The 13,138-nt window shown below is 59.5% G+C and carries 11 protein-coding genes; 2 read left to right on the top strand and 9 right to left on the bottom strand.

The window, feature by feature from the left end; translation table 11 throughout:
- Window positions 1-126: 126 nt before the first annotated feature.
- The 7 genes from NW812_RS10410 to rimP all read right to left on the bottom strand — a co-directional run bounded on the left by NW812_RS10410 (window position 127) and on the right by rimP (window position 9,350).
- Entirely contained in the window at window positions 127-813 is a 687-nt protein-coding gene (locus tag NW812_RS10410; protein WP_414396611.1) for a hypothetical protein, read from the bottom strand.
- 278 nt (window positions 814-1,091) lie between these two features.
- Window positions 1,092-1,613, bottom strand: coding sequence for a transcriptional regulator NrdR (gene nrdR / locus NW812_RS10405; RefSeq protein WP_414396609.1), 522 nt, complete (start codon window positions 1,611-1,613; stop codon window positions 1,092-1,094).
- A gap of 86 nt (window positions 1,614-1,699) precedes the next feature.
- Window positions 1,700-3,241, bottom strand: coding sequence for a cryptochrome/photolyase family protein (locus NW812_RS10400; RefSeq protein WP_414396607.1), 1,542 nt, complete (start codon window positions 3,239-3,241; stop codon window positions 1,700-1,702).
- Window positions 3,242-5,576: 2,335 nt separating this feature from the next.
- Window positions 5,577-6,605 (bottom strand): LysR substrate-binding domain-containing protein, encoded by a 1,029-nt coding sequence (locus NW812_RS10395; RefSeq protein WP_414396616.1) that lies wholly within the window; start codon window positions 6,603-6,605, stop codon window positions 5,577-5,579.
- A 131-nt stretch (window positions 6,606-6,736) separates the two neighbouring features.
- A complete protein-coding gene (locus tag NW812_RS10390) occupies window positions 6,737-7,384 on the bottom strand; it encodes a flavin prenyltransferase UbiX (RefSeq protein ID WP_414396604.1) in 648 nt (215 codons plus the stop codon).
- Window positions 7,385-7,447: 63 nt separating this feature from the next.
- Window positions 7,448-8,815, bottom strand: a complete 1,368-nt coding sequence (gene nusA, locus NW812_RS10385; protein ID WP_414396601.1) for a transcription termination factor NusA — start codon at window positions 8,813-8,815, stop codon at window positions 7,448-7,450.
- A gap of 61 nt (window positions 8,816-8,876) precedes the next feature.
- Window positions 8,877-9,350 carry a ribosome maturation factor RimP gene (rimP, locus tag NW812_RS10380; protein WP_414396598.1) on the bottom strand — a complete coding sequence of 158 codons (474 nt, stop codon included), beginning with the start codon at window positions 9,348-9,350 and terminating at the stop codon, window positions 8,877-8,879.
- A 307-nt stretch (window positions 9,351-9,657) separates the two neighbouring features.
- Between rimP and NW812_RS10375 the strand changes: the two genes are divergently transcribed.
- Window positions 9,658-10,161: a TIGR02652 family protein gene (locus tag NW812_RS10375; RefSeq protein WP_414396595.1), complete on the top strand. Its 504-nt coding sequence runs from the start codon at window positions 9,658-9,660 to the stop codon at window positions 10,159-10,161.
- A gap of 17 nt (window positions 10,162-10,178) precedes the next feature.
- Entirely contained in the window at window positions 10,179-10,946 is a 768-nt protein-coding gene (locus NW812_RS10370) for an MlaE family lipid ABC transporter permease subunit (RefSeq protein WP_414396594.1), read from the top strand.
- Window positions 10,947-10,957: 11 nt separating this feature from the next.
- Here NW812_RS10370 and NW812_RS10365 read toward each other — a convergent pair whose 3' ends face one another.
- Window positions 10,958-11,755 (bottom strand): ABC transporter permease, encoded by a 798-nt coding sequence (locus tag NW812_RS10365; protein ID WP_414396591.1) that lies wholly within the window; start codon window positions 11,753-11,755, stop codon window positions 10,958-10,960.
- A 420-nt stretch (window positions 11,756-12,175) separates the two neighbouring features.
- Window positions 12,176-13,126, bottom strand: a complete 951-nt coding sequence (locus NW812_RS10360) for a LysR substrate-binding domain-containing protein (protein WP_414396588.1) — start codon at window positions 13,124-13,126, stop codon at window positions 12,176-12,178.
- Between the last annotated feature and the right edge of the window lie 12 nt (window positions 13,127-13,138).

Here is a 13,138-nt window from a genome sequence, read left to right as displayed (position 1 = left end):
CGAACTCGGACGTGAAACGCATCAGCGGCGAACCTACTGGAGGGGTGACCCTCCGGAAAAATAGCTCGGTGCCAGACTCCACCACGCCCCCTCTTACCAAAAAGGGGCTGCTATTCCTGCTTGTTACTAGGGGCCTGCCGACGGTGCCTGAGGAGAGGGGGAACTGCTATGCAAGAACGGTTGCACTGCTACGAATCCTAGTCCAAAAGGGCCAGCCACTAAGACGATAGCTGCTGCTATCCAAAGTAGGGGGAATCCTTGGGAGCCATGGTGCTGCTTCTGCATACGCTGGTAGGCTTCGTTGGGATAGAGAGCTGGATTCCCCCTGTTCTGCATTAGCTCCTCTAGAGAAGGAAATTGGTACTTAGCCTGGGGCGAAGGGGGCACGGCAGGGGTTTCATGAGGAGGGCAGGTGGGAACAGCGGAGAAGTGGGCTTGGTGAAGCGACTCAGAAGGGGGCCCAGTTAAGCTCAAGGTAGGAGAGTAGCCATTGCTGGAGAAGGGTGAAGCTTCGCTGCGGGCTTGGCGCTGCTTAAGGCGATTGAGAAAGTCGTAGGGCGAGGAGGTTGGGTTATCCCTTCGCCAGGACGCTGTAGTAGCTTCTCTTTCGGAAGCAGCAGCTTGTTGACTTGAGTCAGCAAGCCGCAGGTTAAGTTGCTGCAGGCGCTTTAGGATCTGGCCCACGTGTCCCTGAATTTCTTGCTCGAGGGCGGCAATTTCTCCAGACAACTGCTGATGCAAGGTGCGCAAGCGCTGATTTTCCAAGGAGAGGCGGCTTACCTGTTGACGGGCAGACTCCAGCTCTTCGGCCATTTGTTGATGTACCCGGAGCGGCACTGTCCCAGGCCTAGGCTCAGTTTCCAGGGCCTCGGGAGAGGGAAAGCTGTTGTTGCTGCTAGGAGCTACAGGGAGGCTGGAAGCCCGAAAGTTGTGTTGCATAAGACCTACACTGTGAAATCTGGATCTTCTAAGAGTAGTGCTAAACGCCGCCTACCCCCGCCTGCCTAGCGCTAGGCCTAGGGCAAGCAGCGATTGCTACCCCAAGCATAGCGCCAAGCTTTGCGAATGGGAGCCCCTGGAGAGCATTTTCTCTACTTTGTGCTCCCTTCTGAAGCAAGGGAGTCCTGGAGGAGGCGCTCTAAATCCTGGCGCGACGGTCGTTCCAACTGCTCTAACTGTTCCAACTCGTGAGCAAAGTCTTTGATGTCTCGAAACCGACGATACACAGAGGCAAAGCGCAGGTAGGCCACCTCACTCAAGTGCCGCAGGCGCTCCAAAACCATCTCGCCAATGCGGAGGGTGGTTACTTCCTGCACATCTTCTAATTGGAGCTTCTCTTCGATCTCGTTGACCAGCTCTTCCATTTGCTTAAGGGTCACGGGAGTTTTCTCACAGGCGCGCATCACCCCCTGTAAGATCTTGTTGCGGTTAAAACTCTCCCGGGATCCATCCCGTTTAATGACCATGATGGGCATGAATTCGATGCGCTCATAGGTGGTGAAGCGATAGCCACAGGACATGCATTCCCGCCGCCGCCGCACGCTTTGGCCACCTTCTGCCGAACGGGACTCCAAAACACGGATTTCTTGCTTGCCGCAGCGGGGACATTTCATGACGTGGGCTCCTTAGAACCAAGTAGCACGCGAAAAAGGGTCTCCAATTCTAGTGAATACCAAACAGCAGGCCCAGGGAGTTGCCCCTAGGCATTGGACGTGGACTCCCACCAAGCAGCGGCTTGCGCTTGGATTTGGGCTTTGATCCCTGGCTGCAGGCGATCCAGGTGGGCTAGTACCCATTTCATCCTTCCCAGAGGAAGCAAGAGAGAACGATGGCGCAACAGGAAATCCCAGTAGAAGGTATTGAAGGGACAGGCCCGTTCGCCAACCTTCTCGCTGGGATTGTAGCGGCAGCGGCGGCAGTAGTCACTCATTTTGCAAATGTACTGGGCAGAAGCGGCGTAGGGCTTGGTGGAAAGCATGCCGCCGTCGGCAAAAAGGCCCATGCCGATGACGTTGGGCTGCATCACCCAGTCGTAGCTGTCGATGAAGACATCGTGAAACCAGGCTTCTACAGCTTGGGGCTGGATGCCGGCAATGAGCGAGAAATTGCTGAGTACCATCAGCCGCTGGATGTGATGGGCGTAGCCGTGGCGACGAATCTGGCCGAGGGTGTGCCGCAGACAGGCCATGTCGGTTTCGCCCGTCCAGAAGAACTGGGGCAGGGGGCGGCGGTGGCCGAAGAAGTTCTTCTGGGCATAGCCGTTGGGCATTTGGTATTCGTAGAAGCCGCGCAGGTATTCTCGCCAGCCCAGGATCTGGCGGATGAAGCCTTCGGCCGAAGGGAGGGGGATCCCGCCGCGATGGTAGGCCTGCTCGGCAGCAGCGATGACTTCGTGGGGGGTGAGAAGTCCTAGGTTGAGGTAGGGCGAAAGGAGGGAGTGGTAGAGGAAGTCTTCCCCGGCTTGCATGGCGTCCTGCCAAGGACCGAAGTAGGGCAGGCGGTGCTGAATGAAGTCCTCAAGCACCTGCAAGGCTTGGGTGCGAGTAACAGCCCAGCCAAAGCCTTCCAGGGATCCGAAGTGGTGGCCGTAACGTCGCCGCACTTTCTCCATCACCGCCTGAGTGATGGCATCGGGGGGAAACGTCAAAGGGGGAGGGTAGCGCCGGCCAGGCTGGGGAGGCTGGCGGTTTTCCCGGTCGTAATTCCAGCGCCCGCCGAGGGGCTGGGAGCCGTCCATCAGAATGCGGAAGCGTTTGCGCCCTTGACGGTAGAAGTCCTCTAGGAGGAGGCGCTTGCGGCCTAGGGCCCAGTCGATAAATTGGCGAGCTGTCCATAGGAAGTGGTTGTTTTCTAGGACTAGGAGCGGGCAGGGGAGGACGGATCTTAGCTTTTCCACCTCCTCGCGGACGGGGATGTCGGCGGGCTGCATGAGGCGGATTTGTTGCAACCGGTTTTGCCTGGCCCAGGCTTGTAGAGGCTCGGCATAGCCCTCGGCTTCCACATAGGTGACGGGGTGGCCGCGCTGCTGCAATTCCTGGGCAAAGTGGCGCATGGCCGACCAGACCAGGACCAGCTTTTGCTGGTGATGGTTGCGGGAGCTGGCCCAGGCGTGGGATTCGATGAAAAGAACGGGAACGCGGTGGGGGGGTAGATCCGAGAGAGAGGCAAGGGCAGCTTGCTGCGGGTGGAGCTGATCGGGGAGGATCCAGACGCCTGTGGGACTAGAGGGTGGAACGGTCATGGGGAGGTGGGTACTGTCTAAGGGCAGCCCAAGTTGAGTGTAGCGTCGGGAATCAGGGCCAAGGCAATGGAGAGGGCATCCAGTTGGCTGACGGGGGCAAGAGGACCGGGGGGGATCCCTTTGCTCAAGGCCTGGGCCGGACTGGGGATGGCGGCGCTGTTGCTGCTGCTGGTTTGGAACTGGAGCGATCCCCTGCCACCGGCCTGGGATGAGGCGCAGCACCTGTTGCAGGCGCAGGCATTTGGGGAGCACCTGCGGCGGTTTCGCTGGGAAGGACTGTGGTGGCAGCAGTTTTTGCACTTGAACCAGCGCTACCCGCCTTTGGCCTATTGGCTGGGGATCCCGTTGGCAGCTCTGCACCCCTTTAGCCGGGCAGACGGGCAGTTGCTCAATCTGGCGTTGTTGGGGATCCTGACCCTGGCAACCCAGCGGCTGGGCCAGCGGATCTACCACTCCCAAGCAGTGGGCTGGCTAGCAGCAGCGCTGCTGGTGCTTTACCCAGGGATTGCGGCCCTGGCCCATGTGTACATGTTGGAGCTGCCGCTGGTGGTGGCGGTGACGTTGGCTTTTTGGGCGCTCTGGGCCTATGGGGAGGATCCCTCCTGGTGGGGGGCGGTGGGGGTGGGGGCAGGGGTGGCGGCGGTGCTGCTGACCAAGTGGACAGGGGTGCTGTTTTTGCTGCCGCCCCTGCTGGCTGTTCTGCTGGGGGTGAGGATCCCTTGGCTGGTGCGGCTGGCCCACCTGGCCCTGGGGATGGGGGTCATGCTGCTCTTGTGCTGGCCCTGGTATGGAGCCAACTGGCTGTTTGTACTCAGCAACGGCTGGGCCTATGCCGACACCGCCCACTACTACATCACCTGCCCAGCGGGATCTCTGTGCTGGTGGACGGCCTATTTGCGCTTTTTGCCCCTGCAAACGAGCCCTTGGCTATGCCCCTTGCCGCTGCTGTCGCTCTGGGGATCCCCAAGCCGGCGGGAGGCTCTCCTCTGGGGCCTCTACGGCTCGGGCTACTTGCTCTACACCCTGGTGGCCATCAAGGATGTGCGCTTTACGCTGCCGCTATTGCCCCTGCTGGCCCTTCTCTCGGCGGGTGGGCTGGACAAAGTCTGGCGTTGGCTGGGGGGACGCTGGGGGCAAAAGGCGCTGCGCCAGGGAGTTGGCATAAGCCTAGCTCTGGGATCCCTGGCCCTCCTTAACCTGGGGCAGCCCCTCACTCCCGGCGTGGCTCCTCTCTGGAAAGGGATCCAAATGCACTGGCAGGGGCAGCACCCCCAGCAGGAGCTGACGAGATGGATTGGATCCCTGGTGCAGCCAGGCTTGACCACCACCCTAGGCGTCCTCCCCAACACCGAGTTGATTTCGTCTGAGACGCTCAGCTACCTGGCAGCTTTGCAGCGCTGGCCAATTACCTTCCGTAGTGCCGGGCAAACTCCCTGGCCGGAGGTGGAGCTGGCGCTCTTGGATGGGTTTGTGGACGCGGCAGGGGAGCAGGGAATTGTCGGCCCCTACGGTCCAGCCAAGGAGCAAATCCGGCAACTCCTAGACAAGAGTCCCGACTGGCAGCGGCAGCAGTTCGATCTGCCAGCGGTGGGCCGGCTGTACACCTACTTCCCCACCAAGCCCAGGGTTGTGCTGCAAGAGTTGCCCGCTCCGGCAGAGGAGGTGGAGCTGCTGCAGCTCAAAGGAGGAACCCAAGCCTGGCGGCTGCAGTGGCAGGGGCCGGCTCAGGACTTGGCCCAAACCCTTGTCTGGGCGCGACTGGAAGATCCCCAGGGGCAGGTCTTGGCCAAGCGGGCCTGGGTGGTTGGCCAAAACCGCCTGCTGCTCTACGCCCCCGGCAGTTGGCAGGTGGAGGAGATCTTGGCCTGGCCAGAGCTAGCAACAAAAGAAGGAATCCTCCACCTGGAGTGGCAATCCCCCCAAGGAAGGCGCCGGTCTTTCAGTCAGGCTTGGAAGGGATCCCGCGGCGGGAAAGGGGGATCCCCTATTTCCCCAGGAGATCCCCTCTTTCTCCTACGACAGGCGGCCAAGGCGGCTGTGCAGGGAGATCTCGAGGCCCTCTCCCTTTACCTCAACGCCTGGACAACGCTGCAATATCCAACTTTTCTCACCGATCCGGACCGAGCTTTGATCCGCCAACTGCTAGAGGGAGAACACTACTGGGCAGCCGCCCAGGGCCAGCGGGAAAAGCAGATCCAAAGCCACTACGAGCTGGCGTTGCTGGAGGTGGCTCTGTTGCGGCCGCAAGCAGCCCAGCAGCATTTTGAACAAATTGTCAAGTTGAATCCCCAAGACAACTGGGCACGGGCCTACTTGGCGTTTTTACGGGTCTTTTTTACCCGTGATTTCCAGGGCCTCCAGGGGCTGCGGCAAGAGCTGGTAAATGCTTTTCATCCTCTCTGCCAGAAAGCTGATCTGGGTTGGAACTTAGAGGGGATCTGTGCTGCTCTTTTGCAAGAAAATCCAGCTCCATCTGAGAAACCTGAGATAGCAGGAAATCAGCAAAAGCCTTAGCCACAAGCGAAAGGCGCTTGGAGCGCAAATAGACCAGATACCAAAACCCCTGGATGGGAAACTCCTCCACATCCAAGATGGCCAAATGCTGTTGCCACCCCCCTAGAGCCAACACATGCTGGGACAAAACCGAAATGCCCAGCCCACCGATAATACCCTGGCGAATGGCTTCGCTGCTGCCTATCTCCATGCGAATGTTGAGCTTTAAGTTGTGCTTGTCAAAGAGCCGCTCCACCGCCATGCGGGTGCCAGAACCGGGCTCGCGGGCCAAGAAGGGCTCTTGGGCAATGCGGGCCAAGGGGATCTGCTTTTGGCCTACCAAAGGATGGTGAATGGGGGCCATCACCACCAAGGGATTTTCCAGGAAAGGCTGGGCTACCACATCCAGATCCTCTGGCGGCATCCCCATCACGTAGAGGTCGTCCATGTTGTTACTCAGCCGCTCCAGAACTTGCTGCCGGTTTAGCACCTTCAGGGACACGTCGATACCGGGATACTGCTGACAAAACGCCCCCAGCAGGCGAGGAATAAAGTACTTGGCAGTGGTGACGACCCCAATGCTCAGCCGCCCCTGTTTTAGTCCCTTCAGGTCAGCGAGGGTCATCTCCAATTGATTCAACTGCTCAAAGATTTTCTGGCAAGTCTGGTAAAGAGCCTGGCCGGCTTCTGTAAGGTAGAGCCGCTTGCCGACCTGCTCAAACAGGGGCAGCCCCACGGCTTTGCTGAGCTGCTTGATCTGCATCGAAATCGTAGGCTGGGTCAAGTACAACTCCTCAGCAGCGCGGGTAAAGCTGAGGTGACGGGCGGCAACCTCGAAGATTTGTAACTGGTGCAGCGTGAGCGTCTTCATGTTAATCAGAAGGTGCAATGACTTGCTCTTGAATCATAAACCAGGATCTATGTCTCCACGGGGCCAGCCCAGGGAAAGAAAACCAACCGCCAAAAAACGCGGCCGGGAGGCCCTCGCCTTGGCTACGGGGTTTACTCCTCAGAGGACAACTTGAGGATCTGGCGCTGACGCATCCCTTGCCAGCGCTGGATGAGGTGGCTGTCGATGCCAAATTGATCCAAGGCCTTCACCACCACAAAATCCACCAGATCTAGGATGGTGCGGGGTTGGTGGTACCAGGCCGGAATGGCGGGGACAATGCGCGCCCCTGCCTCTGCCAAGGTGGTCAGGTTGCGTAGGTGAATGAGGCTAAAGGGGGTTTCCCGGGGCACGATGACCAGGCGGCGGCCTTCCTTGAGCTGCACATCGGCAGCCCGCTCTAGCAGATCCGAACTCAAGCCGGCAGCCAGCTTGGCCACCGTGCCCATACTGCAAGGGATCACCAACATCCCCTGGGTGCGGTAGGAGCCGCTGGCAATGGCCGCCCCTAGATCTTGCCAGCGGTAACAGACTAGGGATCCGCCCTCGCTTTCAGCCTGCTGTCGCCAAAACTGGGCCTGCTGCTGGGGATCCGCCGGCAAGGGCACTCCCTGCTCCCCCTGCCACACCTGGTAGGCCGCTTTAGAGACCACGACTTCGACGCGGTAATCCAGGCTAAGCAGAACGTGCAGGGCGCGCACGGCATAAAGCATCCCGGAGGCGCCCGATATGCCCAGGATGATTGGTGGGGAGGAGTTCAAGGGTAAGTGAGGAGAGGCTTCTATCGCTTCTATCTAATTTATCGACTGGCCAGACCCACAGCTCTAGGCCTTGGGCTGAGCAATGTCAAACTCAGCATCGTAGTCGAAGTCCTCCTCTTCCTCAACCCATTCTTCCTCCAGCCTCTCGTCTGCTTCCAGCTCCTCCTCCAGGCGGAGCTTCTCCGGGTACTCCTCTTCCAGTTGCAGAGCAGCCTGCTTTTCCCGCCGCCGGAAGCGTTCTAAGGCAGCTGGCGTGATGAAGGGATAGGGCAGTCCTTGGGCCTGCGCCTCCTCGAGCGCCGCTCGGTAGCTCTCCACTTCTTTGATGTCGATTTTCCAGCCAGTAAGGCGGGCAGCTAGACGGACATTTTGTCCCTCTTTGCCAATGGCTAGACTAAGTTGGTCACTGGTAACCAGGACATGGGCTTGTTGGATCTCTGGATCCACCAGCCGCACCTCCACCACCTTAGCTGGGCTGAGGGCGTTGGCAATGTAGGTGGCCGGATCCGGCGACCAGCGAATAACGTCAATTTTCTCGTTGCGCAGCTCCGCCACTACGGCCTGGATGCGGGATCCCTTTGCCCCAATGCAGGCCCCCACTGGATCCACATCCCGCTCTAGGGTATCGACGGCAATCTTGGTGCGCGGTCCCACGTTGCGGGAAGGTGGGTTGGCTTCTCGGGCCACAGCCACGATGCGCACGATGTCCTCTTCAATCTCCGGCACCTCATTGGCAAATAGGTTGACCACTAGGCCAGCATCAGCCCGGGAAACCAAAAGCTGGGGCCCCCGCCGGGATCCCTCGTGGACTTTTTTGAGGTAGACCTTCATCACGGCGTTGGGGACGTAGCGGTCGCTGGCCAGCTGCTCCTCCTTGGGCAGCGCAGCCTCCACCTCGGGCCGACCAAAACCGCTGGATACGGCCATGATCACGGTCTGCCCCTCCGTGCGCAGCACCCGTGCCTGCAACACGGTCTTTTCCAGGTCGCGAAACTCCTCCTGGATGAGGCGGCGCTGCTGGTCGCGCAACCTCTGGGCCAGCACCTGCTTGGTTTGGATAGCTGCCATGCGGCCAAACTCCGCCTGTTGGGGGGTGACGTCGTTGGTGACTTCCCAGCCAACTTCGGCTTCGGGGTAATCCTGCTGAACCTCGTACAGCGAGATCTCGTGATCCGGGTCCCGCACCTGCTCAACGATGGTTTTGGTGGCTAGAATGCGGAAGCCCCCTGCCTCCACATCCAGTTCCACCTCAAAGTTGCGGAAGTGGTCTTCTGGGAAAACGACGTCTCGCTGGATGGTTTTGCGGTAGCGCTCGTAGCCTTTGAGCAGCGCCTCTCGCAAGGCTTCAGTAACCACATGGCGGGGCAAGTTGCGCTCCCGCGAGATCATCTCCACCATTTCTGCCAAACCTGGCAGAGGTACCATTGCCATAGCCTATCCTCCTGAGGAAACTGGCAACTGGAATCCTAAAGGGGAAAAGCAGGGGCTACAGCTACTCGGCTTCGGCCTCGGAAAGGACAACCCGCTGCACTGAGGCGCGGGGCAACTGAACGCGCCGCCCTTTGAGGGAGAGGATAACTTTCTCCTCATCGCGACCCAACAGATGCCCTGACCAGACGGCTTTGCCCTTGTAGGGGGGATCCACCGTCACCTCCACTGCAAACCCTTTAAAGACGGTGAAGTCACGGTCGCTGATGAGAAGGTTGCTGATGCCGGGGCTAGAGACCTCCAGAACATAGTGCCCAGGGATGAGATCCACCCGATCCAGCTCTACTTCCAGGGCTTGGCTCATGGCTTCGCAGTCGGCATGGCTGGTTTCCCGCTCTGGATCCAAGGGGCGGATATCTACCCGCAGCACCGGCGGATACTGGTTGGTGTGGAAGGCTATTTGAACCAGTTGGTACCCCAGTCGAGCAGCCACAGGACGGGCCAAGCTCTCCAGCTGGGGGATAAGGGGGTGAACCATAGCCAATATCGCCAACTCGGTGGAATAGCCAGAGCCCAGCCCATGGAGCCAGAGCTGGCAGCAGGGGCATCTTCCCTCTGAAAAAGCAAAAAAGTGGGCGTTACCCACTCCCCCTTCTTATCGCGGAGGCTCTGCGGGATCCACCTGCAGCCTCAAGGGAGATCGCCCAGGCTTTTCCCTGCATCAATTCTAATTCTAAAGGATTCCGGCGGATTTTGCCAGAGGGATCCCTGAGGCCAGATCCGCAAAAGGCAACCTCTATAATTGTGGACAGCCGCCGATTTGCCCAGGCACGCAGGGGTTTCCTATGACCGTTGCCTTTTCCTATCCCATTTTCGGCCCCAGCATTCCCTGCCCCCACTGTCGGCAGACCATTGCAGCCCTCACCCTGACCGATACCTATCTTTGCCCTCGTCACGGCGCCTTTGAGGCGGATCCCGAGCAGGAGGAGCTGGTTCACCTGCAGTCGGGGCGCCGCTGGCGTCTCTGGGAAGGCCGCTGGTATCGCCAACACACCCACCCCGATGGGATCCGCTTTGAGATCCACGAGGAGCTGGATCGCCTGCGCCTGCAGGGGATGCGGGCCACCCAGATTATCATTGCCGAGCGCTATCGCCCCTTGCTCACCCCCTACCTAGACCAGGGATCCTCGCGTCGCCCTGGCCCCCCCCGCCTCTACGGTTTGCCGGTCAGCTTCAGCTCTCAGCTCCCCGAAGGTGCGGGCGGATCCCCCCAGCGCTGGCGAGTGATTAACTTTGAGCTCATCTGCGAGCCAGATCCGGTTGTGCGGCAGCTGCAGCTCTGTGACTGAGGCGTAGCGCGGGGCCCATGAATTGGTTCCAGCGGCTTGGCAGCAGTTTTCTGCTGGCTGGTCAGGTGATCCTACACCTCCTGCAGGGCCGTATCCACCGCCGCAACACCCTGGAGCAACTGGCAGCGGTGGGGTTGGACTCGCTGCTGATTGTTTTGATTACGGCGGTGGTGATTAGCGGCGTTTTCACCATCCAGGTAGCTCGAGAATTCCTCAACTTTGGGGCCTCTTCTCTAGTTGGGGGGGTTTTGGCCATTGCGCTTGCCCGCGAGCTGACGCCAGTGGTAACAGCGGTAATCCTAGCCGGACGCGTGGGATCCGCCTTTGCCGCAGAGCTAGGCACGATGAAGGTCACTGAGCAGATCGACGCCCTTTACCTGTTGCGCACCGATCCGGTGGACTACTTGGTGATCCCACGGGTGTTGGCGGCGGGGCTCATGCTGCCGGTGCTCACCATCCTCTCCCTGCTGACGGGGCTAGTTGGGGGAATGATTATCTGCGCTTCGGTTTACAACATTTCTTCTTCTGTCTTTCTTACCTCAGCGCAGACTCTCCTCACCGCTTGGGATTTAATCGTCTGTTGCTTGAAGGCGATGGTGTTTGGCGCGCTCATTGCCATCGTTGGCTCCAGCTGGGGCCTTTCCACGAGTGGGGGGGCCAAGGGGGTGGGGCGCTCCACCACGGATGCAGTTGTCACAGCGTTGCTGGGCGTGTTTGTAACCAACTTTCTGATTTCTTGGCTCGCCTTTCAGGGGCTAGGTAGCGCTCTTAGCCGCGCGCTGTAGCCCCTCTCTCTCTAGCGGCATTGTTGCTGGCGCGAGCGGCGGAGCAGGGGAAGTCCCATCACTGCCACCAAAGTTGCCAAGATGATCACGGTGGAGAGGGCGTTGATCTCCGGCGTCACTCCTCGCCGCGCCATGCTGTAGATCAGAATGGGCAGGGTCTGGCTTTCGGGGCCACTGGTGAAAAAAGAGATCACAAAGTCATCTATCGAAAGGGTAAAAGCCAGCAGAGCAGCAGCCAGGATCCCTGGCAGGGCAAGCGGCAGCGTGACGTGGCGCAGCTTCTGCCAGGTGTTGGCATAGAGGTCGTAGGCAGCTTCTTCCAAGGCAGGATCCAAAAGCTGGAGGCGGCTGCGCACAACAAGGGCCACAAAGGCAATCTGGAAGGTGACGTGGGCCAAGATCATCGTTCCCAAGCCCAGCTCAAACCAGCCGGTATAGGCGCGCACCAGCTGGTAAAACAGCAGCAGCCCAACGGCCATCACGATATCGGGGAGGGCTACTGGCAAAAGCAGCAGACCCTGCACTATCTTTTTGGCGGGGAAATGGTAGCGGTAGAGGCCGTAGCCTAATAGGGATCCCAGCAGCGTGCTAGCCAGGGTGCTGGCCCCTGCTAAGACAAAGGTATTTTGCGTTGCCTGCCAAACTGCGGCATTGCGAAAGAGAGCCAGGTACCAGTCGAAAGTAAAGCCGGTCCACACCAGGCCAAAGCGGGCGCGGTTGAAGGAATAGACGGCAATGAGCAAAATCGGCAGGTAGAGAAAGCCATAGATGGCATAGCTCACGCCCCGTAGCCAGATGGGTCTTCTCACCAATCTGCCCTCCCTGCCGTCAAACTCCTGCCTTGCCAGAATCCACCTACCCCTTAAGTTTATAGACATCTCCCCTTTGGCAAACCGGGCCCTGCCTATAGCTGTCTCGGGGGAGGGGTGGTACTCAGAAGCTCTCGCCGAAAGGTAGGACTTGCTCTGCAGGTAGGCCCCTGGCAAGATCTGGAGCTGCGCGCCAGGGATTGCCTCTGCCTAGGTCTGGCAATGCCAAGAGGGAAGGGTGTCGTCTCGCTTGGCGGCAACTACCAGGGTGGGCTCTCCTCACTAGTTTGCTCTGGGGAAGTGACGCCTGGGGTGGGGATCCCTCTGGCGGGGTGGTAGGCGGTCAAAGGCCTCTGGTCCCCTTCGCAAGGCAAGTACTTTCAGAGCCGCAGTCGTTCCAACAGCTCCTGCTTTTGCATCTCAAGCCAGCAACTGCAGGTGGCGCGGAGGCGTTTTTAGCCAGTCCTGGTAGCCCAGCAAACCCTCGCGAAAGCGGGTGGCTGCTTGCGACTGGTAGCGCTCGGGGTTGTAGGCTAGCCAAAGGGTGCGCCGTATCTGCAGCCCTTCCACCTCTAGCTTTTGCAGCCGCCCCTGCTCCAAGTCAGATCCCACGGCCGCCATTGACAGAAAAGCCACCCCTAGGCCGGCCTGGATGGCATTTTTGATAGCCTCAATGGAACTGAGCTCCAGCCGCACCTGCAACTGCGCAGGGTTAATGCCGTGGCGACTCAGGGCTCGGTCGATAGTCTGCCGCGTGGAGGATTGGGGATCCAGGGTAATAAAAGGCAGCGTCACCAAATCGCCTAGAGCAGGAGCAGCAGGGGTGCAGCCGGGGGCGCCAACCAAGACATACTCATCCTCTGCCACAGCAATTACCTTCAGATGCCGCTGCAACTCAAACGGGATCTCTCCCCCAACTACGGCCAGGTCTAAGCGACCGTCAACCAGCTTTTGAGCAATTCGCCGAGTGGATTGCACCAAGAGCTGCACAGCTATGCCGGGGTAGTAGCGGTGGTACTGGGCAATTAAAAAAGGCATCACATAGGTGCCTACTGTTTGGCTAGCCCCCAACACCAACTGTCCCCTTCCCATCTCCCGCACCTCGGCCAGGGCCTGAACGGCCTCCCGGCAAAGCTTGAGGATGCGCTCGCTGTACTGAAGCAACACTTGCCCTGCATCCGTCAGCTCCACCTTACGCCCGCTCCGGTCAAACAGCACTACCCCTAACTGGCGCTCCAGGTTCTGCACTTGCAAGCTAACCGCCGGCTGGGAGATGAATAGACTGTCAGCGGCCCGACGAAAACTTCCCTCCTGGGCAATGGCTTGGACGATGAGGAGCTGATCTAGGGTAAACGGCAATCCATCGGCCATAGAGAACTCCAA

The sequence above is a fragment of the Synechococcus sp. O70.2 genome (assembly GCF_047462135.1).
Lineage (GTDB): Bacteria > Cyanobacteriota > Cyanobacteriia > Thermostichales > Thermostichaceae > Thermostichus.
The sequence above is the reverse complement of the archived record's forward strand: the minus strand, read 5'-3'. Positions and strand labels throughout refer to the sequence as shown.